The organism is Enterobacter cloacae complex sp. P27C (assembly GCF_014895705.1).
Taxonomy (GTDB): domain Bacteria; phylum Pseudomonadota; class Gammaproteobacteria; order Enterobacterales; family Enterobacteriaceae; genus Enterobacter; species Enterobacter bugandensis.
The window spans coordinates 534,914-557,336 of the sequence record NZ_JADBQB010000002.1; the positions used below are offsets into that span (position 1 = coordinate 534,914).

At 57.4% G+C, this 22,423-nt stretch carries 25 protein-coding genes; 15 read left to right on the forward strand and 10 right to left on the reverse strand.

Features of this window, described 5'->3' with window-relative positions; all coding sequences use genetic code 11:
• The first annotated feature begins 5 nt into the window (after positions 1–5).
• Positions 6–776: an amidohydrolase gene (locus IM291_RS05980; RefSeq protein ID WP_192986344.1), complete on the forward strand. Its 771-nt coding sequence runs from the start codon at positions 6–8 to the stop codon at positions 774–776.
• 56 nt (positions 777–832) lie between these two features.
• Here the strand turns inward: IM291_RS05980 and IM291_RS05985 are convergent, their stop codons facing one another.
• The 8 genes from IM291_RS05985 to IM291_RS06020 all read right to left on the reverse strand — a co-directional run bounded on the left by IM291_RS05985 (position 833) and on the right by IM291_RS06020 (position 10,803).
• On the reverse strand, positions 833–2,434 hold the full coding sequence (locus IM291_RS05985) for a gamma-glutamyltransferase family protein (RefSeq protein WP_059357368.1): 1,602 nt from the start codon (positions 2,432–2,434) through the stop codon (positions 833–835).
• Positions 2,435–2,443: 9 nt separating this feature from the next.
• Positions 2,444–3,319 (reverse strand): ABC transporter permease, encoded by an 876-nt coding sequence (locus IM291_RS05990; protein ID WP_028012069.1) that lies wholly within the window; start codon positions 3,317–3,319, stop codon positions 2,444–2,446.
• 2 nt (positions 3,320–3,321) lie between these two features.
• Entirely contained in the window at positions 3,322–4,263 is a 942-nt protein-coding gene (locus IM291_RS05995; RefSeq protein WP_028012068.1) for an ABC transporter permease, read from the reverse strand.
• Positions 4,264–4,281: 18 nt separating this feature from the next.
• Positions 4,282–5,796, reverse strand: a complete 1,515-nt coding sequence (locus tag IM291_RS06000) for an ABC transporter substrate-binding protein (RefSeq protein ID WP_192986346.1) — start codon at positions 5,794–5,796, stop codon at positions 4,282–4,284.
• 2 nt (positions 5,797–5,798) lie between these two features.
• A complete protein-coding gene (locus IM291_RS06005) occupies positions 5,799–6,881 on the reverse strand; it encodes an ABC transporter ATP-binding protein (RefSeq protein ID WP_192986347.1) in 1,083 nt (360 codons plus the stop codon).
• Complete coding sequence (locus tag IM291_RS06010; RefSeq protein ID WP_047367562.1) at positions 6,878–7,891, reverse strand: ABC transporter ATP-binding protein; 1,014 nt, start codon at positions 7,889–7,891, stop codon at positions 6,878–6,880. Before IM291_RS06010 ends, IM291_RS06005 begins: the two co-directional genes overlap by 4 nt.
• Entirely contained in the window at positions 7,888–8,607 is a 720-nt protein-coding gene (locus IM291_RS06015; RefSeq protein ID WP_048999714.1) for a FadR/GntR family transcriptional regulator, read from the reverse strand. Before IM291_RS06015 ends, IM291_RS06010 begins: the two co-directional genes overlap by 4 nt.
• A 366-nt stretch (positions 8,608–8,973) precedes the next feature.
• Complete coding sequence (locus IM291_RS06020) at positions 8,974–10,803, reverse strand: glycosyl hydrolase family 18 protein (protein ID WP_048999712.1); 1,830 nt, start codon at positions 10,801–10,803, stop codon at positions 8,974–8,976.
• A 316-nt stretch (positions 10,804–11,119) separates the two neighbouring features.
• Between IM291_RS06020 and gspG the strand changes: the two genes are divergently transcribed.
• The 12 genes from gspG to IM291_RS06080 all read left to right on the forward strand — a co-directional run bounded on the left by gspG (position 11,120) and on the right by IM291_RS06080 (position 20,181).
• Positions 11,120–11,539 carry a type II secretion system major pseudopilin GspG gene (gene gspG, locus IM291_RS06025; RefSeq protein ID WP_045630682.1) on the forward strand — a complete coding sequence of 140 codons (420 nt, stop codon included), beginning with the start codon at positions 11,120–11,122 and terminating at the stop codon, positions 11,537–11,539.
• A 2-nt stretch (positions 11,540–11,541) separates the two neighbouring features.
• Positions 11,542–12,006, forward strand: a complete 465-nt coding sequence (locus IM291_RS06030) for a lytic transglycosylase domain-containing protein (RefSeq protein ID WP_032644836.1) — start codon at positions 11,542–11,544, stop codon at positions 12,004–12,006.
• A complete protein-coding gene (locus IM291_RS06035) occupies positions 12,003–13,172 on the forward strand; it encodes a type II secretion system F family protein (protein WP_192986349.1) in 1,170 nt (389 codons plus the stop codon). The genes IM291_RS06030 and IM291_RS06035 overlap by 4 nt, the downstream gene beginning before the upstream one ends.
• On the forward strand, positions 13,172–14,791 hold the full coding sequence (locus IM291_RS06040) for a GspE/PulE family protein (RefSeq protein ID WP_116341751.1): 1,620 nt from the start codon (positions 13,172–13,174) through the stop codon (positions 14,789–14,791). Before IM291_RS06035 ends, IM291_RS06040 begins: the two co-directional genes overlap by 1 nt.
• Entirely contained in the window at positions 14,775–15,491 is a 717-nt protein-coding gene (locus tag IM291_RS06045; RefSeq protein WP_192986351.1) for a hypothetical protein, read from the forward strand. The genes IM291_RS06040 and IM291_RS06045 overlap by 17 nt, the downstream gene beginning before the upstream one ends.
• Positions 15,469–15,984, forward strand: a complete 516-nt coding sequence (locus IM291_RS06050) for a hypothetical protein (protein WP_192986353.1) — start codon at positions 15,469–15,471, stop codon at positions 15,982–15,984. Before IM291_RS06045 ends, IM291_RS06050 begins: the two co-directional genes overlap by 23 nt.
• Positions 15,968–16,486: a hypothetical protein gene (locus IM291_RS06055; protein ID WP_182034038.1), complete on the forward strand. Its 519-nt coding sequence runs from the start codon at positions 15,968–15,970 to the stop codon at positions 16,484–16,486. The genes IM291_RS06050 and IM291_RS06055 overlap by 17 nt, the downstream gene beginning before the upstream one ends.
• Positions 16,483–16,995: a hypothetical protein gene (locus IM291_RS06060; RefSeq protein ID WP_028012055.1), complete on the forward strand. Its 513-nt coding sequence runs from the start codon at positions 16,483–16,485 to the stop codon at positions 16,993–16,995. The genes IM291_RS06055 and IM291_RS06060 overlap by 4 nt, the downstream gene beginning before the upstream one ends.
• Before the next feature lie 92 nt (positions 16,996–17,087).
• Complete coding sequence (locus IM291_RS06065; protein WP_232948720.1) at positions 17,088–18,881, forward strand: secretin N-terminal domain-containing protein; 1,794 nt, start codon at positions 17,088–17,090, stop codon at positions 18,879–18,881.
• The gene (locus IM291_RS06070) at positions 18,881–19,357 is read left to right on the forward strand and encodes a type II secretion system protein (RefSeq protein ID WP_192986355.1); all 477 of its coding nucleotides are present in this window, start codon (positions 18,881–18,883) and stop codon (positions 19,355–19,357) included. The genes IM291_RS06065 and IM291_RS06070 overlap by 1 nt, the downstream gene beginning before the upstream one ends.
• A complete protein-coding gene (locus IM291_RS06075) occupies positions 19,344–19,706 on the forward strand; it encodes a type II secretion system protein (protein WP_192986357.1) in 363 nt (120 codons plus the stop codon). Before IM291_RS06070 ends, IM291_RS06075 begins: the two co-directional genes overlap by 14 nt.
• Complete coding sequence (locus tag IM291_RS06080; RefSeq protein WP_045259774.1) at positions 19,693–20,181, forward strand: type II secretion system protein; 489 nt, start codon at positions 19,693–19,695, stop codon at positions 20,179–20,181. Before IM291_RS06075 ends, IM291_RS06080 begins: the two co-directional genes overlap by 14 nt.
• Positions 20,182–20,292: 111 nt before the next feature.
• Here IM291_RS06080 and IM291_RS06085 read toward each other — a convergent pair whose 3' ends face one another.
• Positions 20,293–21,249, reverse strand: coding sequence for a hypothetical protein (locus IM291_RS06085; protein ID WP_192986359.1), 957 nt, complete (start codon positions 21,247–21,249; stop codon positions 20,293–20,295).
• A 225-nt stretch (positions 21,250–21,474) separates the two neighbouring features.
• On the opposite strand from IM291_RS06085, the gene IM291_RS06090 reads away from it, so the two are divergent.
• Together IM291_RS06090 and IM291_RS06095 are read left to right on the forward strand one after the other, a co-directional pair.
• Positions 21,475–21,846, forward strand: coding sequence for a hypothetical protein (locus tag IM291_RS06090; RefSeq protein WP_041911158.1), 372 nt, complete (start codon positions 21,475–21,477; stop codon positions 21,844–21,846).
• A 69-nt stretch (positions 21,847–21,915) separates the two neighbouring features.
• On the forward strand, positions 21,916–22,101 hold the full coding sequence (locus IM291_RS06095; protein ID WP_045630703.1) for a hypothetical protein: 186 nt from the start codon (positions 21,916–21,918) through the stop codon (positions 22,099–22,101).
• A 20-nt stretch (positions 22,102–22,121) separates the two neighbouring features.
• Here the strand turns inward: IM291_RS06095 and IM291_RS06100 are convergent, their stop codons facing one another.
• Positions 22,122–22,382: a hypothetical protein gene (locus tag IM291_RS06100; RefSeq protein WP_192986361.1), complete on the reverse strand. Its 261-nt coding sequence runs from the start codon at positions 22,380–22,382 to the stop codon at positions 22,122–22,124.
• Positions 22,383–22,423 lie beyond the last annotated feature (41 nt).

Genomic DNA, 22,423 nt, shown 5'->3' on the forward strand with positions numbered 1-22,423 from the left:
GTATCGTGCCTGGTTTGAAGATTTCGATTTTGCAGCAGCCTTTAGTGTGGATGGATGGCCCTGCCAACCTGCGCCACTTTGATCGTCAACTGGAAGAGATTACCGGGCGAGATGTGATTGTCCTGCCGGAGATGTTTACCACCGGCTTCGCGATGGAAGCGGCGAAACAGTCAGTGCCTCAGGAAGAGGTGGTCGCCTGGATGCATGCCAAAGCGCAGCAAACCAACGCGCTGATCGCCGGGAGCGCCGCACTGCAGACGGAACGCGGCCCGGTGAACCGCTTCCTGCTGGTTGAGCCGGAAGGAAAGGTGCATTTTTACGATAAACGCCACCTGTTCCGCATGGCCGATGAACATCATCATTATGAAGCCGGTAACGAACGCGTGGTGTTCGAGTGGCGCGGCTGGCGCATCCTGCCGCTGGTCTGCTACGACCTGCGCTTTCCGGTGTGGTCGCGCAACCGCAACGATTACGACCTGGCGCTGTACGTCGCCAACTGGCCCGCGCCGCGCTCGCTGCACTGGCAGGCGCTGCTGGTGGCTCGCGCGATTGAGAACCAGGCGTACGTGGTAGGCTGTAACCGCGTGGGGACGGACGGCAACGGCCACCACTATCGCGGCGACAGCCGGGTGGTGAACCCGCAGGGCGAGATTATTGCCACCGCCGAGCCGCATCAGGCGACGCGCATTGATGCGGAGCTGTCGTTGACGGCGCTGAAGGAGTATCGGGAGAAGTTCCCGGCGTGGCAGGATGCGGATCCGTTTAGCATTGGGTGAAAAAATGCCGGGTGGCGGCTACGCCTTACCCGGCCTACCAATGTTGCTCGCTTCTTTTAACTCACTAACGCCTGCCCGTCTTTGCGGCTCTCCGTCGCGGCCACGTAGTGCCCTTCCGGCATACGATAGATCACCTGCGCACCGCCGAAGTTGTAATCCTGGAGCGGATCTTCCACCACGATCTGATGCCCGCGCTCGCGCAGCGCGGCAATGGTGTTGCGATCGAACGTCGATTCAACAATCACCTCCCTGCCCTGCACCACGCGCCAGCGCGGCGCGTCGATGGCCGCCTGCGGGTTTTGCCCGTGCAGCATAATGCGCAGCGCCATCTGCATGTGCCCCTGCGCCTGCATCGGGCCGCCCATCACGCCGAAGGACATCAGCGGCTGGCCGTTGCCGTCCATCGCAAAGCCCGGAATGATGGTGTGGAAAGGACGCTTGCTGCCCGCCAGCGCATTCGGGTGTTTGGGATCGAGCACAAAGCCGCAGCCGCGGTTTTGCAGGCTGATTCCGGTATCCGGCACCACAATGCCTGAACCGAAGCCCATAAAGTTGGACTGGATAAACGAAACCATCATCCCGCTGGCGTCCGCGGTGCTGATGTAGACCGTGCCGCTCTGCGTCGGTGATCCGTACACAAAGTCAGAGGCGTTATCGCGATCGATAAGCGCCGCACGCGACTTCAGATAGTGGTCGCTCAGCAGCTCTTTTGCTGCGAACTCCATATGTTCTTCATCCGCCACATAGCGGTCGAGATCCGCCAGCGCCAGCTTCATGGCTTCAATGGATAAGTGCAGAGACTGCACGGAGTCCGGATGATGTTTCTCAATGCCGCACTGCTCCAGAATACCGAGCGCAATCAGCGTGGCGATCCCCTGCCCGTTTGGCGGCAGCTCCTGTACCGAGCCGCCCGCGAAGTCGCGCGACAGCAGTTCAACCCAGTCCACGCGATGGTTTGCCAGATCTTCCGCTGACAGGTGCGCGCCGTGCTCCTGGGCGAAGGCGGCGATTTTCTGCGCCAGCTCACCACGGTAAAAGGCTTCACCGTTGGTTTTGGCAATCAGCTCCAACGAATGTGCCTGCGCCGGGTTACGGAAGATCTCCCCCACGCGCGGGGCGCGGCCTTCCGGCGCAAAGCAGGCGCTAAAGCCAGGCTGATCTTTCAGCTTGTTATAGCCGCGCTGCCAGAGATGACCAATCAGCGGCGAGACCGGGAAGCCGTTGCGCGCGTAGTCAATCGCAGGCTGCGCCAGCGTGGTAAGCGGCAGCGTGCCGAAGCGTTCTGCCAGGGCCACCCAGCCCGACACCGCACCCGGCACCGTCACCGCGTCCCAGCCGATTTCCGGCACTGCGCTTTTACCGGCAAACAGATCCGCATGCCAGCTGGCCGGCGAGCGCCCGGACGCGTTCAGGCCGTGAAGTTTTTCACCGTCCCAGACGATGGCAAAGGCATCGCTGCCGATGCCGTTGCCGGTCGGCTCGACAACGGTCAGCGCCATGGCGGTGGCAATGGCCGCATCGACGGCATTACCACCCAGCTGCAGCATTTTCATTCCCGCCTGCGCCGCCAGCGGCTGCGAAGTAGCAACGGCGTTGTGGCCCATCATCGGCGGGCGGCGTGAAGCGTAACCGGATGTAAAATCAAGCGCTTTGGTCATTATGACTCCTTAGTCGTGGCGCGGATCGAGCGCATCGCGCAGCCCGTCGCCAAGTAAATTAAAGCCCTGCACGGCAAGGAAAATCGCCACGCCGGGGAAAACGGACATCCACGGCGCCTGCTCAAGGAAACCTTTCGCGGTATTGAGCATGGACCCCCAGGACGGATTGGGCGGCTGCTGCCCCAGCCCTAAAAACGACAGGCTGGCTTCGGCAATAATCGCCGAGGCAATGGCCAGCGTGGCCTGAACCAGGATCGGCGACATCACGTTTGGCAGAACGTATTTAATGATGATCCAGCGATCCGGCAGGCCAATCGCCCGCGCGCCGTCGATGTACTCTTCGTTGCGAATGGCGATCACCTGCCCGCGCGTCAGGCGGGCGAAGATCGGCATCGCCGAAAGACCGATGGCGATCATCGCGTTGGTCAGGCTCGGGCCTAAAAATGCCCCCAGCGCGATCGCCATGATCAGGAACGGACAGGCCAGCAGCGCCTCGATAAAGCGCGAGATGACGCCGTCCCACATCTTCTGGAAGTAGCCCGCCACCAGCCCCAGCGGCACGCCGATGACCACCGCGATAACCACCGACATACAGCCCGCCATCAGCGAGGTTCGCGCTCCCCAGATAATGCGGGACAAAATGTCGCGCCCCAGCTCGTCGGTGCCGAACCAGTACATCGCCGACGGCGCTTTGCGCACCGCGAGGAAGTTGGCTTTAACCGGGTCAAACGGGGCGATCCACGGCGCCAGCAGCGCCACCAGCACAAAGAAACCCACCACAAGCGCGCCAATCACCGCGCTTTTATTGGCGAGGAATTTCTTCAGCACCCGGTTCTGCGCGCGCGGCAGCGCGGGGGCTACGGTTTGCGTCGTCAGTTCCGCCATCATTAACCTCGCATTTTCGGGTTGATAAGGACATAAAGCACGTCGGCCAGCAGGTTGAGCAGCAGGAAGCCGATCGCCACAATCAGCACCACGCCCTGCACCACCGCGTAGTCACGGTTGAACACCGAGTCGACGATCATCTTGCCGAAGCCCGGAATGGTGAACACCTGCTCGGTCAGCACCGCGCCGCCCAGCAGCTCGCCGAACAGCAGCGTGGTGAGGGTGATCACCGGCACCAGCGCGTTGCGAAACGCGTGCTTTAGAATGACCGCCTTCGGCAGCAGCCCCTTGGCGCGTGCGGTACGGATATAATCCGCTTTCAGCACCGCAATCATCGACGCGCGGGTATGGCGCATCAGCGTCGCCGCCAGCCCGGTTCCGAGCACGGACGCGGGCAGCAGCAGCGTGCGCAGGTTCTGAAGCGGATCTTCACTGAACGGCACGTAGCCGGACGCGGGCAGCCACTGAAGGTTCACCGAGAAGACCAGAATCAGCAGGATCCCCAGCCAGAAGTGGGGAATAGAGATCCCTGAGATCGCCACGAAGTTCGCCCCGTGATCGACCCAGCTGTTTTTGTTCACCGCCGCAAGGATCCCCATGCTGATGCCAAACACCAGCGCAATAATCATCGCCAGCAGCGACAGCTCCAGCGTAACCGGCAGCTTGCTGGCGATAAGCTCGGTCACCGGCTCGTGCGTGCGCAAGGAGACGCCAAGATCGCCCTGCAGCGCCCGCGTCAGCCAGTGGAAATACTGAACCGGGATCGGCGCATCCAGGTTCAGCTCCGCGCGCAGCTGGGCGATCACCGCCGGATCGCGTTCCTCACCGGCCATCGCAATCAGCGGATCGCCGGGCAGCAGCTTTTGCAGCCCGAACACCATCATGCTCACCAGCAATAGCGTCGGGACGGCCAGCAGCAGACGTTTGCAAATCAGTTCCAGCATGGGTTCTCCTCAGGACGTTTATTTCGCCAGCGTCAAACCCGCCAGACGCACGATGCCGTCCGGGTAAGGCTTAAAGCCCTGCACGCGCTTGTTCAGGCCAAAAATGCGCGGCTCGAAGTAGAGGTAGGCAATCGGCATGTCGGTTTGCAGCTGCTTAACCACCTTGTCATACAGCGGCTGGCGTGCGGCCTGGTCGGTGCTCTGGCGCGCCTGCGTCAGCCACTCATCGACCTGCGCGTTGCTGTAACGGCCGTCGTTAAGCGTGCCGTTGCTGTGGATAAAGCCGTAGATGCTGCCGTCCGGATCCGGGCGACCCGACCAGCCGGAGAAGCTCAGCTGATAATCACCGCTCTGCTGGCGATCCAGCAGCGTGGCAAATTCGGTCATCTGCAGGTTCAGCGTGAAGCCGGCCTCGGCGACCATCGCCTGCAATACCTGACCCACCTGCTGCGAGGTTGGGTTGTTCGGCACCAGCAGGTTGACGGTCAGCGGCGCGGTGACGCCTGCCGCTTTGAGCAGCGCTTTTGCCTTGTCAACGTCACGCGGCGGCACCGGCAGGTTGACGTGATACGGGCTGACCGTCGAAAACGCCTGGTTGGCTGGCGTATACAGCTCTTCAAAGACCACCTGGTTTAACGCATCACGGTCGATGGCCTGAGAAAACGCCTCGCGCACGCGGGCATCTTTGAACGGATCGTTCGCCGGGACCTTGCCGTTATTAATATTGAAGGTGATCCCCTGATAGCCCAAGCCGGTGACCTTCGCCAGCGCCAGCTTGCTGTCGGCTTCGACGGTTTTGACGTCGCTGGCGGCGATGCCTTCGGTCAGATCCAGATCGCCCGCGCGCAGGTTCGCCAGACGCACGGAGGCATCCGGGATCGGCAGATAGATAATTTTGTCGAAGTGGTAGGCGCCTTTGTTCCAGTAGTTGTCGAAGCGGGTCAGAACGATGCGGTCCTGCGACACACGGCTGTCGAACTTGTACGGGCCGGAACAGACCGGATGGGCGGCAAAGTCAGGCTTTTTCGCGGCCTCGGGTGCCATCATCGCGCCCGCGCGGTCGGTAAGCTGCATCAGCAGCGCGGCGTCCGGCGTTTTCAGGTGCAGCGCTATCTGCATCGGGCCGGTGACCTCTACCGATTCCACGGAGGAGATCTCGCTTTTCCGCAGGGAGCCTTTGAGGGTCAGGGCGCGGTCCAGGTTGTATTTCGCGGCGGCGGCATCGAATTTCTCTCCGTCATGGAAGGTCACGCCTTCGCGCAGATCCATGGTCAGCGTTTTGCCGTCGGCGCTCCAGGCCCACGATTTCGCGAGACCTGGCACGACCTTCAGATGCTCGTCGACGTCCACCAGCCTGTCGCACAGGGAGGCAAACACGAAGCGGCCATAGTAGGTGCGCGCCAGGTGCGGGTCGAGCATGTCCGGGTCTGCCCCCAGGCCGATTCGCAGCACGCTTTCAGAATGGGCGGGCAGCGCCGCGCCAAGCAACATAACACTTCCCAGTACGGTCAAAAGAGAATTACGCATTGTCATTATCATGAGTTCCTTGAAGGAAGGGAGGAGTGAGTGGCCGCGTGTTCAAACAGCGCGCGGCGGCGCAGAAAGGCTGCGGATGGCGGTGCGATCTGGATAACGCTGCGATCGCGGTTAATTTCCTGCCAGCGGTGGCAGGCAACCTGACGCTCGCCGTCGAGCACCTGATTAATCGGCTCGACCTGGCGGCATTCGTCGGTGACGTACGGGCAGCGGGTGTGGAAGCGACAGCCCGACGGCGGGTTAGCCGGGTTCGGCAGATCCCCCTGCAGCAGCGGCGCGTCGCGCTCAATACCCGGCTGCATCTGCGGCGCCGAGGCGATCAGCGCCTGGGTGTAAGGGTGCAGCGGTGCGTCAAAGATCTCGTCGACGGTGGCAAGCTCAACGATTTGCCCAAGATACATCACCGCCACGCGGTCGCTCATGTGGCGGATCACCGCCAGACCGTGGGCGACGATCACCATCGTCAGCCCCAGCTGGTGCTTCAGGCTCTCCAGCAGATTAACCACCTGCGCCTGCACCGATACATCCAGCGCGGAAACCGGCTCGTCGCCCAGCAGCAGCTTTGGCCCCGAAGCCAGCGCGCGCGCAATGCCGATACGCTGGCGCTGCCCGCCGGAAAACTCGTGCGGATAGCGCCCGGCCCAGGCGGCAGGCAGGCCAACGGTCTTGAGCAGCTCCGCGACGCGGTACTGACGATCCGCTTTCTTCATGTTCTGGTGCAGCCACAGCGGCTCACCGACGATCTGCTCCACCGTCATGCGCGGGTTCAGCGAGGCAAAAGGATCCTGAAAAATAATCTGCAGCTCGCGCCGGAGCTGGTTTAGACGGGCGCCTGTGGCGTGGGTAATCTCCTCCCCCTGATAAAACACGCGTCCTTCGCTGGCGGCCAGCAGACGCAGCAGCAGACGGCCGAGGGTGGATTTCCCGGAACCGGACTCGCCGACAATCGCCAGCGTTTCGCCCGGCATCACGGCAAGCGAAACGCGATCGACCGCCGTGACAAACCGGGCCGGGGAAAAGAGTTTTTTCGGACCGGGGAAAAGCTTGCTGAGGTCCCGGGCTTCAAGAATGGGCGTGGTCATGCGGTCTCTCCCAGGGCAATGTGGTGTTCGAGCGGCACGCGGAAGCAGGCGACCTGATGGCCCGCGCCGAGCGTGGTGAGCTGCGGTTTTTCATCATGACAGCGCGACTGCGCAAACGGGCAGCGCGTCGCGAAACGGCAGCCTTTCGGCATGGACTCCGGCAGCGGGACCGATCCGGGAATGGTGGAGAGCTGGCCTTTGCGTGCGCCCAGCGAAGGGATCGAGCCCATCAGGCCGATGGTGTACGGGTGCTGCGGGTCAGCGAATATTGCCTCAACGCTCCCCTGCTCCACCACCTGCCCGGCGTACATCACCGCCACCTGCTGGGCGACTTCGGCCACCACGCCCAAATCGTGGGTGATCATCAGCACCGCCGTGCCGGTTTCCTCTTTTAGAGTGTTCAGCAGGGTCAGGATTTGTGCCTGGATGGTGACGTCGAGCGCGGTGGTCGGTTCATCGGCAATCAGCAGTTTAGGGTGGTTGATCAGCGCCATGGCAATCATCACGCGCTGGCGCATGCCGCCGGAAAGCTGGTGCGGATACGCCTTGAGGCGCATCTCCGCCGCCGGGATCTGCACCTTTTCAAGGATCTGCAGCGCGACCTTCATCGCCTCCGGGCGCGTAACGTTCTGGTGACGCATGACCGCTTCACTGAGCTGATCGCCTAACGTGAAGGCCGGATTAAGCGAGGTCATCGGCTCCTGGAAAATCATCGCCAGCTCGCTCCCGCGCAGGTCGGCATATTCCCGCGGCGAGAGCTTGCGCAGGTCGTGGCGGCGAAACTGCATCTCGCCGCTGACAATCTGCGCGCTGGCGGGCAGTAAACCCATCAGCGCCAGTGAGGTGATACTTTTCCCGCAGCCGGACTCCCCCACCAGCGCCAGCGTTTCGCCCGCTTTGACCGTCAGGGAAATGCCGTCCAGGACGCTGACCGGCGAGCCGGAAAACTTAACGTTGAGATTATTCAGCCGGAGTACAGGCGTGGAGTCCTTAAACGGGATCGTCGTCATAGCGTGAAATCGTCCTCAAGGTGGATCGCCTGAATCAGGGCGTTTTGCAGGCTAAGCAGGTGTTCGCGCATGGCGGCCGCTGCTTCATTAGGCTGGCGATGGATAATCGCGGACATGATCTTGTGATGGTGGTCGTTATAGCTGTCGACACGTTCGGGCGTGCGGGCTAATTCACGCAGATGCTGCCAGCCGGGTTCGCGCCGCACGGCGTCAATGGCGTCAAACAGGCCGAGCATCAGGCGATTGCCCGCCGCCTCGGCAATGGCGCGGTGAAAAGCGCTATCCCAGAGTTCATTGAGATCGCGGTCATCCGGGCTGACCTTGTCGATGCGTTCCAGCATGCGCTGCATGAGCGCGAGGTTTTCCCTGGTGGCACGCAGTGCCGCAAGCCGGGCTAAGCCGGGTTCGATCTGTATACGAGCTTCCATCACTTCCAGCAGATTGGTCTGCCGAACCAATCCCTGAAGGGCCAGCGGTTCAACAGGGGCAGCCGGACCAATAAAGGTGCCTTTGCCCTGTTTACGCCAGATCCGCCCTTCCTCTTCCAGCACGTCCAGCGCGCGACGCACTTCGCGTCGTCCTACGCCGAGTGTTTCCGACAGCTCACGTTCCGTGGGCAGCGGAGTGCCTGGTGTTGACTCATGCTGGTTGATTAGCCCGCGCAGTTGCTCAAGCGCGGTGCTGGAATTGGCCAGAAACCGTGACGGTTTTTCCATATTGGTTCGCTCACTATCATCGTTATTTTCTTTTTATGAACGATAAGTTATTGATATGGCGTGCTACTTATCGTGCTAATGATTAAGCAATAAACGAACCAATTTTTTAATGGTTCAAAAGAGATTTAAAAAAGCGGTAGTAAATGAAGGGGTTACAGCAACCTATTGTTACAGATGCAGGCGGCATCCTGAGACGACAAAGGCCAGAAAAGAACATGAAACGCACAAAAACAGTGCAAATATCGCACTACAATAGTGCTATTGTTAATTTTTTGCACTGTAAATGATAACAATAAGTTAACAAAAAAGTAATAAATAAGGCGTGCTTACGGCTGAAAGTGGCCCCCTTGCGAGGGCCGCGAAAGATTAAGGAACAGGCTGCCAAAGCGTCGCAGCCGCAGTCGGCGCCCAGTCGGACTGAGACGTATGCCCCTGCACGCAGCGATACTGTGTGCCGTGATACGTGACAATTTCTCCAGTCTTATAGCGCGTACCGACTTTCCACTCGCCTTCCGGCTCAGGCGTCACAGACCCCTCTTTCGTCGTGGCTTTAAGCGGTGTACTGGCGAGAGACTGATGACCTTTGGCATTTTCGGCGATCACCTGGTAGCTGTAGGTTGTTCCCGCGCGCAGGCCGCTGTCGAAGATCTGCGTTCCGCTTACGGTGAGTAACTCCGCCCCATCGCGTAGTACGTGGTATTTCACCGCGTTGTCTACCGCATTCCATTTCACCGTCAGGCTGTTTTCCGTCGAAGAAACCAGGGCCAGGCCGCCTGGCGCGTCAGGACGTCCCTCTTCGACCTGTACGGTTTCTACCTTAACCACGTTGCTGCTTTCAGAGATATTGTTCGCTGCATCACGTGCTTTCACGCTGTAGTGGTACACCACACCGCCGGTCTCTACTGCATTATCGGTCCACTGGGTGTCCGTTGAAGACCCGACTTTGATGTCATTACGGTAGATGTCATATCCCACTACGCCACGGTCATCGGTGGAGGGCTGCCAGGCAAGGGTGATAGTCAAGCCATTGTTCAGCACCTTCAGTCCTGCTGGCGCAGTTGGCGCGACGGTATCCTGCGGGCGTTCAGGCGACATCAGGTCCGCGCGCTCTTTCATTTCATTGAAATAGTCAACCTGCTGCGGGATGGACAGCTGCTGATCGTTTGAACCCAACGTCCAGATAAAGAACCCACCATAGCCGTTTTCCGCCTGCCAGCCCGCACGGTTTACGTTGTTCTGTCGGTTCTCAACAAAGCGACCTTCTGGCCCCCACTGGGAGTTGATGGTCTGACCGAGAACGATTTTGCTCTTATCACCCACCGCCCGGGCGTAGTTAGCCATCGCCACGTCATACTTAAAGCGTGGGCCGGCGTCATAGGCCATGACGTTGAAGAAATCGAAAACGTTTTTCCCCTGCGTCAGCAGCGGCAGAACTTCGCCATGGTGTGAAGAGCGAGCCGCCTCAACGAAGGAACAATTCTCGGTTACCGCGCTGTTGGTGCAGTTCTCCGGGTCAGCACCAACGTGATAGGTGGTCAGGCTCAGCAGCTTTTTGCTGCCGGACGCATTGAGCTTGCTACGAACCCGTTCAGCCAGATCCAGCAGGTTTGCGTTTTCCTCTGGCGTGACGCGATCGGGCTTTTCAAAGTCAAAATCGATGCCGTCAAGCTGAACGGTACCCGCCTTCTGGTAGTTCGCCATATTACATTTGCCTTGCCAGTCGGCGCTCAGGCATTCGCCAACCATCTCTTCCGGCTTCAGGTTCTTTTTATATACCGGGAAGTTGGTATTCAGCAGATTCACCAGATTCTGCGCCAGCGTTTCTCGCGTTTGCGCGTTATTCAGATAAGACCACATCGCGGAATACGTCTCGCCGCCGAGCGCCAGCATCATTTTTTTCTCCGGGTGCGCCAGCTTCAGCTGACTCCACACGACATAGGCTGGCGCATTAATGTACCAGGGATCATATTGTGGTACTGCAACAATATTATCGGAACTGGACAGCTTACCGCTAGCATCCCAGCCACCAAATGAAAGCAGGAACGTATCCGCTTTCACCTCTTTCATATCCTCAACGGACTCGACCGGAACGCCCCAGGAGGTCAGATAGGTGACCGCTCGCGGTGCCTGCGCCGCGAAAGCCGACTGCGCCATTAGTGCGCTACCAATTAACAGAGATAATGTAAGTTTTTTCATCAAAGTTCCTTATTGCTTTGTGATGATAGTCCTGTGGATTACCTCGCAAATTGTCTTTTTTTTTAGCGCCGAGATCGTTGGGGATAATAGAGTGGTGAATCAGGAAACCCTCCGCGTTAAATAAGAAATATCTCTCGCATTTATAATAAATACTTCAACGACAGCGCGGGAGAATTCTCGCATCCTGTAAGACGCTTCTTTATTTAATTTTCCCATCTTCACCAATTAAAAAAGATGGCATACCTGTGTTCCCGCTCTTTTATCAGGGAAAATTCAGGAATTAATCACAACTATTATCCAACTAGGGACGCTCTCAATGAAATATGCAACAAACGTGATGCGAAAACAGGGTGGTTTCACCCTGCTTGAACTGCTGGTCGTGCTGATGATTATTGCGCTGCTGGCAGGATTTGTCGGGCCAAAAGTCTTTTCAAATGTCGACTCAGCTAAGGAGAAAACCGCCATGCGCCAGATGCGCTCGCTTGCTGAGGCACTCGGGCAATATCGCCTCGATACCGGCAGTTATCCAACTGAAACACAAGGTCTGAAAGCGCTGACTGAAAAGCCTTCCAACGCGCAAAACTGGAATGGCCCTTATCTTAGCCAGCATGTGCCGTTAGACCCCTGGGGCAATCCGTACCAGTGGCATAACCCCGCCCGGACAAAAGACGCCATTAATGAAGTCGAAATAACCTCCGGCGGTAAAGACGGTAAGCCTGTCACTTACGGGTTCTGAATATGTTGCGCCTGTCCATATATTCGCTGTTTATCTTCAGCGTATTTTCCTGCCGGGCCGATTGCTGGCAGCTGGCGGGAGAACGTTACGGCATTGAGCCAGAGCTATTACAGGCGATAGCGATAGTGGAATCCAACGGTAATACCCGGGCCATCAACAAAAATCGTGATGGCTCAATGGATGTCGGTCTGATGCAGATCAATAGCATTCACTTCGATGCGCTGCGTAAATTTCGTATTAGTCAAAAAGATCTGCTAACCGACCCTTGCCAAAGTGTCATGACCGGCGCCTGGATCCTGGCAGGTCAAATCCAGCGCTTTGGTTATACCTGGGACGCGGTGGGGGCGTATAACGCCGGAACGGCAAATACCCCCCAGCGCCGCGCGCTTCGTCAACAATACATAAAAAAAGTGGCTCCGCATTATGCCCGCCTTAAAAGGCAGAGCCATACACTGTCGCCAAAATGAAACCATATACCGTCACCATCCTCCAGGGGGGGAAACGCGTCAATCAGACCGTACTTGCCGCGTCGCCTGATGATGCCAGCGCCCGCATTATTGCCGGCGGCGGCATCGTTTTGCAGGTACAGGAACGCCCCGCCCGCAAGGAGAAACGCTTTCCACTGAATCTGTTCTTGCAGGAGCTTATCGCTCTGCTGGAAGCCGGGCTGGTCGTGGTCGAGGCCGTCGAAGCGCTGCGCGAAAGCAGCCGCGACGGTGGCACCTCGCTGGTTCTGGATACGCTGGTTAAAAAGCTCTACGAAGGAGCGCAACTCTCCCAGGCGATGATGGCGTTACCAGCACTGTTTCCGCCTCTGCTGATTAACACCGTTGCCTCTTCTGAGCAAACCGGACACTTACCCGAAGCGCTAAAGCGTTTTCAGTTTTACGAATCAAGAATGGAAATTCTGCGCAAGCGGATTAAATCAACCCTGCTCTATCCGACGATTGTCATTGCCGCCGGCGGAATAATTCTGTTCTTTCTGCTCGGCTTTATTATTCCGCGTTTTTCCGTGGTGTTTGACGGGATGAAGAACCCGTCCGCCAGCGCACAGCTTATCCTCTGGTGGGGACGCCTGACGCAAACCCATGGCTCGCTGCTGCTGGCCGGTTGCGCGGCAGCGGTCGCAGGCATCGTGATGGCGGTGCGCAGCCCGCGCCTGCGCCAGCGCGCGCTCGGTTTGTTGCTGCGCATTCCCGCCTTACGCCAGCAGCATCAGCTTTCTGTGCTGGTGCGTTTCTACCGCACGCTGGGCCTGCTGTTACAGGGCGGCCTTCCCGCGCCAGATGCGTTAATGCTGAGCCGGGAGATCCTGCCCGCCACGCATCGTCAGCAGGTTGAACAGGTTATCCGGTACGTCGCCGCCGGCGAGTCGCTCTCCCGCATGCTGGAAGCCCAGCAGATGACGACTCCTGTCGCCAGCCGCCTGCTGCAGGTCGGCGAGCGCAGTGGCGAACTGCCTGCCATGTGCGAGCGGATCGCCGCTTTTTATGACGAATCGCTGGAACGCGCGATTGAAACCTTTAGCAAAATTTTTGAACCGATTCTGATGATGGTCGTTGGCGGCATCGTTGGGCTCGTCGTGTTTTTACTGTACATGCCCATTTTTGAACTGGCAGGAGGATTGCAATAATGTCTCACTCACCGTCTGTAGACCCCCTTTTCGACCTGCCAGACGAGCAGCGCTGTCAGGCGCTGGCGGAACTGCTGGACAGTTTCCCCGGCGCGTTAGAAGAAGCCGCCGGTTCCCTGGGGCTCACGCCGCTCTCACCCACACAGCTCGCCGACAGCGAAGAGGATTTCGAAGCCGTGCCGCTGACCGAATCGCTCAGCCAGCGAGCATTGCCGCTGCGCGTTAACGGTCAGCTCCACGTTGCGCTGGGCGATCCGTTTTCACTGGCACTGCGCCAGTGGGCTTATAACGTGAATGCGCTCCCCGCGCTCGCCCCGCTCTCTCAGCTTAATGCCCGCCTTGATGAACTGGCAAAACAGCAGCGCACGCTCGATCAGCTGGAGCAGCAGCAGAGTGAAGAGAATAAAGAGGCCCGGTGGCTGGAGATCACCCCAGCAGCCATCGCCAGTGAACCCCATGCCGTCATTAAGCTGGTTAACGCCACGCTGTTTGATGCCCTGCAGAGCCGCGCCAGCGATATTCATCTTTGTGCCGTCGCGGATGGGTTGATGGTGAAGTACCGCATTGATGGCGTCCTGCACAGCATTCGCCACTGCGCCGGACTTCAGCAGGCGGAACAGGTGATCTCCCGTCTCAAGGTATTAAGCTGCATGGACATTTCCGAACGACGCACGCCTCAGGACGGGCGCTTTAAGGCGTTGATTCTCCAGCGTCCCGTCGATTTTCGCGTGTCCATTATGCCGGGCGTCTATGGCGAGGATGCCGTACTGCGCGTGCTGGATAAATCTCACGATCAAAACCTGCGCCTGGAGACGCTCGGCTTTGATGAGCACACGCTGGGCGCGATTCGCCAGTTAACCCATCTGCCCCACGGTATGGTGCTCGTCACCGGGCCAACGGGGAGCGGGAAATCCACCACCCTCTATTCAGCACTCAGCGAACTCAACAGTGGTGAATGCAAAATTATCACCATTGAAGATCCCGTGGAGTACCAGCTCAACAGCGTGCTGCAAATTCCGGTCAACGATAAAAAAGGGCTCACCTTCGCCCGCGGCCTGCGCGCCATTTTGCGTCACGACCCGGACATCATCCTGGTGGGTGAGATCCGCGACGGTGAAACCGCTGGCATTGCCGTGCAGGCGGCGCTCACCGGCCACGTGGTGCTCTCCTCGGTTCACGCCAATGACGTCTTTAGCGTACTGGAACGTTTTTTATATATGCAGGTGGAGCCCGCCAGCCTGATCACCGCCCTTAACGGCGTCGTGGCGCAACGGCTGGTGCGCCAGATTTGCCCGGACTGTATTGATGACACCACGCCCACAGATGACCTTCTCGCGGCGTGGCAATCCGGACCGCTGCAGCAGCTCACGCCCCGCTGGCGTCGAGGGCGAGGCTGCGATACCTGCCGCGACAGCGGTTTTCGCGGCAGGCTGGCGCTGGCGGAAGTGCTGCATTTCAGCGATGCGATGAAAGAGGCAATGCTGGCGCGATCGCCCCGGCGCAAGCTAAAGGAAGTGGCGCTGAATGACGGTTTTGTTCCGCTCTCGACCATCGCGCTGCGCGCCGTGGTCGAAGGCAAAACCACCTGGGAGGAGGTGAACCGTGTTATCACTCACTAACACCTGGCAGTGCGATATCTGGCCTCATGCCGTGCGGTTGCGCCGCAACAACGTGGTTCTCGCCACCCATGAACGCCGGCCAGATGAGCCTCTTGAAGCCGCGCTCGAAACGCTGCTGCGCCAGCGCCCTTCCGTCTTACCGTGGCGTGACGCGGTGGAGTTTCACCTCGATACCGACGATCTGACGTTTTTAATTCAGCCCTGGCATGACGGCGTGACCACACCGCAGGAACTGCTCCGGCTCGCCCGACAGCAGGCGGTTCTTCGCGCGAGTCCGCCCGTCGACTGGCAGGTGCGCTTCGAGACCCTTAACTGGCAGCAGTCAGCGCTGGCCGCGTGCCTGAAGCAACCTTGCTGGCACCTGCTTGTCGCGCTGGCGCGTCGGGAGCGGCTGCGTTTTCGCGGTGTTGTCACGCCGTTTCAAAAGCTGTTTAGCCACTTCGCCGCCGCACTGCCGGAAAACGGCCTGTTTGTGGCGATGAGCCCCCACCATAGCCGGATTGCCAGCCGTCAGCACCACAGCTGGCGCGACGTCTGGACACTCACCCTGCCACAGCAGGAGATGGACGCCCAGCTGCGGGTTATCGCCCGGCTAAGCGGAATGCAGGACTGTCCTGGCTACGTCATTCATACCGACGGTGAGCATCACCAGGAAGTCGCGCTACAGGAGAGTCCTCATGACGCCGCTGTTTACGCGTAGTTCCCCGTGGGCCGTACGCACGCTGCTGTTAACCGGACTCCTCTGTTTACCGCTCACCGGTGCCGTGATGTATGGCCTGTTTGAGCACCAGCGCCTTGAGCTGGAGACGTCGCAGATACAGCAGCAGCTCGCCCAACGGCAGCAGGTGCTGCGCCAGCTGCGTGAAGCGGAGCAGCGCCGGTTGCGCCAGGCTAAGCAACTGCAGGCCGTCCCACCGGCCATCAAGCTGCTGGACAACATCGGCAGCGTACTGACGCCTGATATTGCGCTCCTGAGTATTGACGTCATTGCCAGTAAAGGCGATGCGCGGCTTACGGTGAATGCAGGCAATCTTGACGCCCTGCTCGCCTTTAGCGAGCGGCTACAGCAGTTGCCGGCGCATGTGGTGCTTGAGAACCATCGCCAGTCGGCGCAGGGCGATCCTGCCTGGCCGATTAACGCGGTACTCGACGTCAAGGTGACGACGGAGGCGCACCATGCGGCTTCAGAATAAACCCGCCGTGCTGCGCTGGCAGGCGGCGTTATTTGCCGGGCGCATCGGAACGGTTCCGCTCGTGCTCGCCGGGCTGCCCGCAGGACTGCTGCTGTTATGGCTTGGCGGCGTGCGGCCGCACACCATCCATTTGCAGGAGAACCTTGCCCGGATCCAGGCGCAGCTACAAACCACGCTGCCGCTGGATAAACAGCAGCCGGAACTGCAAAGCCGCATCAGCCTCGGAGAATATCAGCAGGTCAGGCTCATTTTTGAGCAGTTCAGGAGCCGAGGGATGAAGGTCGACGCCAGCCGCTATCAGCTGGAAAACGACGACGGCAAAACCGCGCTACGGCTGGATATTCCGCTGCGCGGTGAATATCTGCCGCTGATGGACGCCCTGGAAACGCTAAGCCGCACTTTGCCGTTACGCATTGAGCAGCTAAGCCTGCGGCGCGCCGGGCCATCGGAAAGCCAGCTCAGCGCCACCGTGCAGCTTCGCCTGTTGAAGGAGTCGCCATGAAACTGCCGCGCTATTTACAGCTGGCGCTGGTGCTGACCGCCGGTGCTGTTTTCTGGAGCCAGTTTGCCGATGACGAGATATCGCAAGCGCCGCTTGAGGCGCAGCCGGTCTCACGCCCGCGCCCCGCGCCAGCAAAGCCGGAGACGGCTCACGCAACGCGCATCGATCTCTTTTCAACGCCACATAGCAGGGCGCAAGACGCAGCAGAAAAGCCGCCGGAAAACGATCGGCCTGAAGAGGCGACACCAACCGCACCGCCGCTACCGCTTCAGCTCCTCGGTGCCTGGTGGGAAAACCGTCAGAGGATCGTTGTGCTGACGGATGGCAAAGAGACCTGGCCGGTCTGCGAGCGCTGCAGGGCGGACGGCAGGATCTGGATCGGCAGTTCGCCGGTTAACAACTGGATTTTAAAAGCGGTGGCGAACGACCACCTCCTGTTTGAATGGCAGCCCACCCATAGCCAGCAGCGGCTGGAACTGGATGAGCTGCAATCGGAACCGACACATTAATCATGAAAAAAACAATTGCTCTCACTTTTTTGTTGTCATGCGCGCTACTGAGCGGCTGTGCACAACGTGCGGCGCCTCCGGTCCGGGAATCAGTGACCGCCTCGCCGCAGGTGCTGGTTAAGCGGCTTAAGGAGATAGACCAACAGCGCATCGCCAGCCCACAGGATATTGCGCTTCGCGCCGAGCAGGCTGACATCAGCAAAAAGCTGGTCAATGACTACCTGAAAAACGCCGATCTCGCGGTGCGTCAGAACAATTACACCCTGGCGACGCAAATGTGGCGCGATGCGCTTACCTATGAGCCCGGCAACCTGCGCGCCCTGCAAGGCTTACGCAAACTCGATGCCCGTAGAGCGCTGGACGCATTGTATAAGGAGGCGGTGGCTAACAGCACCCGCGACCCGGCACGCGCGCTGCACAAAATCCAGCAGGTACTGGAAGAAGATCCCAACTGGCCCCAGGCGCGCGCGCTGCGCGATCACCTGATGCGTGAGGTGTCGCGGATCAACCAGCCGGAGCAGCGTCTGAACCGGGAACTGCAAAAAACGATAGCGCTTAATTTTCGCGAGCACAGCCTGATGGCCATCTTTAACACCATCAGCCAGATGACCGGGGTCAATATCATTTTTGACAAAGATATTTCTTCCAGCACTACCGGCAGCCTGATAGCCAAACGCACCACTGCGGAAGATGCTATCAACGTGCTGCTGTTGTCGAATAACCTGCGGAAGAAGGTGCTGAACAGCAATACGTTGCTGATCTACCCCGCCACCGCGCAAAAAGAGAAGATCTATCGCGACGTGGTCGTCAAAACCATCTTCCTGGGTTATGCGAAAGCAAAAGAGGTCAACGTCGCCCTGCGCAATATGGTCAAGCTGAAGGATGTGCACGTTGATGAGCGAACCAATTCCGTCACCCTGCGCGGGCCAAAAGAGAACGTGGAAAAAGCGGAGCGCCTGTTAGTGACGCTCGACCGGCCTGAAGCGGAGGTCACGCTGGCCGTTGAGGTGCTGGAAGTGAATACCAACGATCTCGAAGCGCTTGGCGTGAAGCTGCCGCAAACCATCAGTGCGGGTTTTGCGAAAAGTAAAGAAGGTGATTTAAAGGGAAGCGGGATCCCGCTGGGCGACCTGAGCGCCAAAAATATCATGGTCGATATCGACAATATGACCATTGACATGAAAAAGGTGTTGAGCAACGCCAGAGTGCTGGCCAACCCGCGGATCCGGGTGAAAAACAATAAAAAAGCGCTGGTTGATATTGGTCAAACGATCCCGGTACTGACCACAACCGTCAATGACGGGATTTCGCAACAGAAAGTGGATTATCAGGACGTCGGCCTGAAGCTGGAAGTCACCCCGGAAGTCAGTATGGATGACAATATCTCAATGGAGGTGAAGTTCACGCTCAGTGCCCTGGGCGCCGAAGAACCCGGTGAGAACGGAGCAAAGTATTACCGCACCACGAAACGCGAAGCCAATACCACGCTCAGCAGTATGAACGGCGAGACCCAGATGCTGGCAGGGCTGATCAAGCAGGATGAAACCACGACCCAAAAAGGAACGCCGTTATTAAGTGACATTCCGGGGCTGGGCCGCCTGTTTAGCAGCAATTCCGACAACAAAGAGCGCACGGAGGTGGTGCTGTTAATTACGCCGACCATTGAGCGCAACCTCGATTTACCGGGAAGCCACGTCAGTACCATTGAGATGGGCAGCGACGATTTAACGGGCGACAGCATTCAACTGCGCGACCTGCAGCGCGACGAGCCGGGCAGCGGGTTTACCGCACCGGCGCTAGCGCCGCCAGCCCATTTCCCTGACCGGGCGGCCACGCTGCCGCCACCGATCCTCGATGAGTCAGAGACGGAAAACGGAGCATCGTAATGCAGCGCCAGCGCGGTTTTACCTTGATTGAAATGATCGTCACGCTGGCGCTACTCGCCACGCTTGCCGCTGCCGCTGCGCCGCTGATGCGTAACTACCATCAGCGGCAGCAGGAGACGCAGCTACGTGAGTCGCTGCGCACGCTACGCGATGCCATTGACCGTTATCACCAGGCAAGCGTGGACGGCATCATTGAGAAAAAAACCAGCGAATCGGGATATCCGCCGACACTAAAAAGCCTGGTGGAAGGCGTCCGGGATAAGACATCGCCCACTGGCGCGATGATCTACTTCCTGCGCCATATACCGCGCGATCCGATGTGCGATTGCGAGGGAAAAAATGATGAAGAGACCTGGCGGTTACGCGCATCCACGCAGCCACCCGGCGATTTCAGCAGCGGCGGGAAAGACGTGTTTGATGTCAGTAGTACCAGTACGGCCAGCGGTCTGAATGGAGTACCCTATGCGCAATGGTGAAAAAGGTTTTACGCTCATCGAGCTGCTGGTGGTGATGGCGATCATCGCGACATTGATGACCCTGGTCGCTCCACGTTTTTTCCAGCACGCGGACAGAGCCAAAGAGGTGGTGCGCGAGCATAACCTGCATGCGCTGCGCAGCGCGATCGATCACTACCGCCGCGATCGCCTGGCGGGGCCATACAGCCTGGAGGATCTGATCGAGGCCGGTTATCTGCGCCAGATGCCGCTGGATCCCATCACCAACCGCCGCGATATCTGGGAGGCGAAGACCGATGACGAAGGGCAAATTATTGACGTCGAGACGCCACCTAAACCCGTTCAGGATCATCGCGATGCGTTCGATTAAACAACAGGGAGGTTTTACCTATCTGCTGCTGCTGATTGCGCTCTCCACGCTGGCGTTGTCGCTGCTGAAAAGCCGCGATGAGGTGCAGATGCGTTATCAGGCGCAACAGGAGGCTGAGCTTTTATTTCGCGGCGATCAAATCCGCGCGGCGATACAGGCCTACCGCGGCAACGGTGATGGCTGTTTTCCCGTGCGTTTCGAACAGCTACTTATTGATAAACGCGGGCGAAAACCGCTTTATCACCTGCGCCAGCACTACGCCGACCCGCTAACCGGGAGTAAAAACTGGGGGATGATCCTCGATCCTCAGGGACGCTGGATTGGCGTGCGCAGTCTCGGAAAGGGTACGCCACGGAAAAAAGTCGGCTTTCGTCACGATCCAAAACAGTTTGCCAAAGCGAAAACGTATTACGACTGGAAATTTCAGGTAGAGAGCGATCCGCAGGCCCCGCTGCCTGCGGCTTGTGGTCGCTAATGGAATGATGTGGCGAGACCTGATGTCCCTGTCACGCAGTCTGGTCTGCCCGGCGTAACGGTACGAATAGGGCAGGCAACAGGCTCTGTAAGATGTTGCCTGCCCGCTTCGCTAATAGACGGGAATAGTCACTTTGCTAACCACTAAGGTAATGGTCGCCTTTGCGTCCCCTGCTTTCAGCGGGATTTTATATTCATCCGGCTGGGTAAAGAGCGCCATGTATTTGTCATCTGGCATATCTATGATGACGTCATCGTCTGCGGCGGTGGCTTCGATCCGTCGCAGCAGCTCTGCTTTAGTCAGAGGTTTGTTCCATCCGGCAACAATACGATCGTTTTTAATGTGAATCTCATTACTCTCAAGGACGCAGAGCGCATTTTGCTCACCGCCCTGAAGGCGATAAAGTCGGTTTTCCGTTAAGGTGTCAAGAGACGGGCAGACGACCTCTTTTTGCGAACCCGACTCTGCCAGCGTGTAGCTAAACTTCACTTTCAGGTTATCCCCGTGACGAACGCCCTGTTTTTTCCAGTCGCCACTGTCCCCGGTGAACATGCGGATCCCGTTGGGGATGATCGTGCTGGCGGCAGCAAAAAAGTCATTCCCGTTAACGGAAAAATAGGGCCGAAGCGTTAAAGATGAATCATTAATAATGGTGATCACCGGAGAGTTAATGGAACGGTAACTCTTTTTCTTATAACGACAGTTTTTCCCGTTTGCCTGTAAGTTGACGCCGTTGTCTTTACTGACAATCATGGCATAGTTGCAGTTAAGGCCGTTTTCAATAGATTCGTTCAGCACCGCACCATTATCGACAATGATATTCATCACGCCGTTATCTTCGTTACCAAACCAGACATGAGGAATAAAATCGCTATCGTAACCCTCTTCATAAATAGCATTCTGAACCCTGATTTTCAGATGGTCAGGGTTTTCAATATTAATCATACGCGCATAATTACTGGCAAATACTGATGCCGTTGAAAAAGCGCTAAGCATGGCTAATGCTACGACGGTCTTTGTCATGAAAATGTCCTCTTTGAGAAAAATAAAAACAACAAGTTTACGCAACAGTGACCATATCTTAATGCGTCAGGCCGTAAAACATATCACCAGATAAAATCATCGTTTATTTATTTTTAACTCATAGATACAGAGAAGATTCTTATTAATCAGAAGACCAGCACCGTCTTATTTTATTCTGAGGAATGAATATAATGCCTTGCTACTATTCAGGCTGGAATAGTAGGCTTAATAGCCATCTCATATATTATACCCTGACGAGCGAGACATAAGATGGAACCATCAATTAAACAGACTCATGAAAAAATTCGGGTTTGCGTGCGAACAAACTCTTTTTTATTCGAAAAAGGGCTTGAAGAAATAGCGCGATTTTATTTTATCGCCAGAGATAAAATACTGTGCATTATCGATGCTGACACGTTTGGCACGAAGACGCATCTGGTGAAGTATCTGGAGTTCATCAGAAGAATTAAACCCGACATGCTTGTTTTGATCACGGGTCATCACACCCGAAGCGAGCAGCATGCATGGTATGTAAAAGCAAATGAATCCCTGTCGGGCTGGTGCGAAACCATTGATGCCATGAACTTTATGCGACCCAATCTCGACAGCGTTATCGATTTTTACAGAAGGCAACATGACTGAAAATCTTTTGCAAACGGAGGACTAGACGTGAAGTTAAGTTTTTGTATCAGGACGAATGTTTTGGCGAAAATGGCCGATGTCACCGAGGCTGAATTAGTGTATGCGCTCATGACGACGGGTGAGCTGTTCGGGGTGAAAATACCGGCACCGTTACCGGGCAGGCATAATGCCAAAACGCGTAGCTTTGATTACAAAGAAGCACTGGATTTTGCTGAAGAAGTGAAAATCGCCCGAGACAGTAAAAGGCAGATCTGAAAACGTAATAAGCCCATCCCTTAATCAAGTGATACCTCAATCCATTCCTTATATTTACAGCAGCACTGCCCGGATGACTTAGTGTTTTCCTTCAACATTGATAGCGCAATACATATGACTTCAGCGTACAAGCAATCATTAATACTCCGGGCATACTCAAGTTTTTTACCCAGATAATAACTAAGCGAAACATGATCAATATTAATCCCCTGCAAGGATAATTGCGTGGCGGCATCGCCAATGAGTATTGATGCTTGCTTTTCAGGATAGACATTATTCATGAATTTTAGCCCTGCACTTTGTAAAATATTCGACAGGTAGA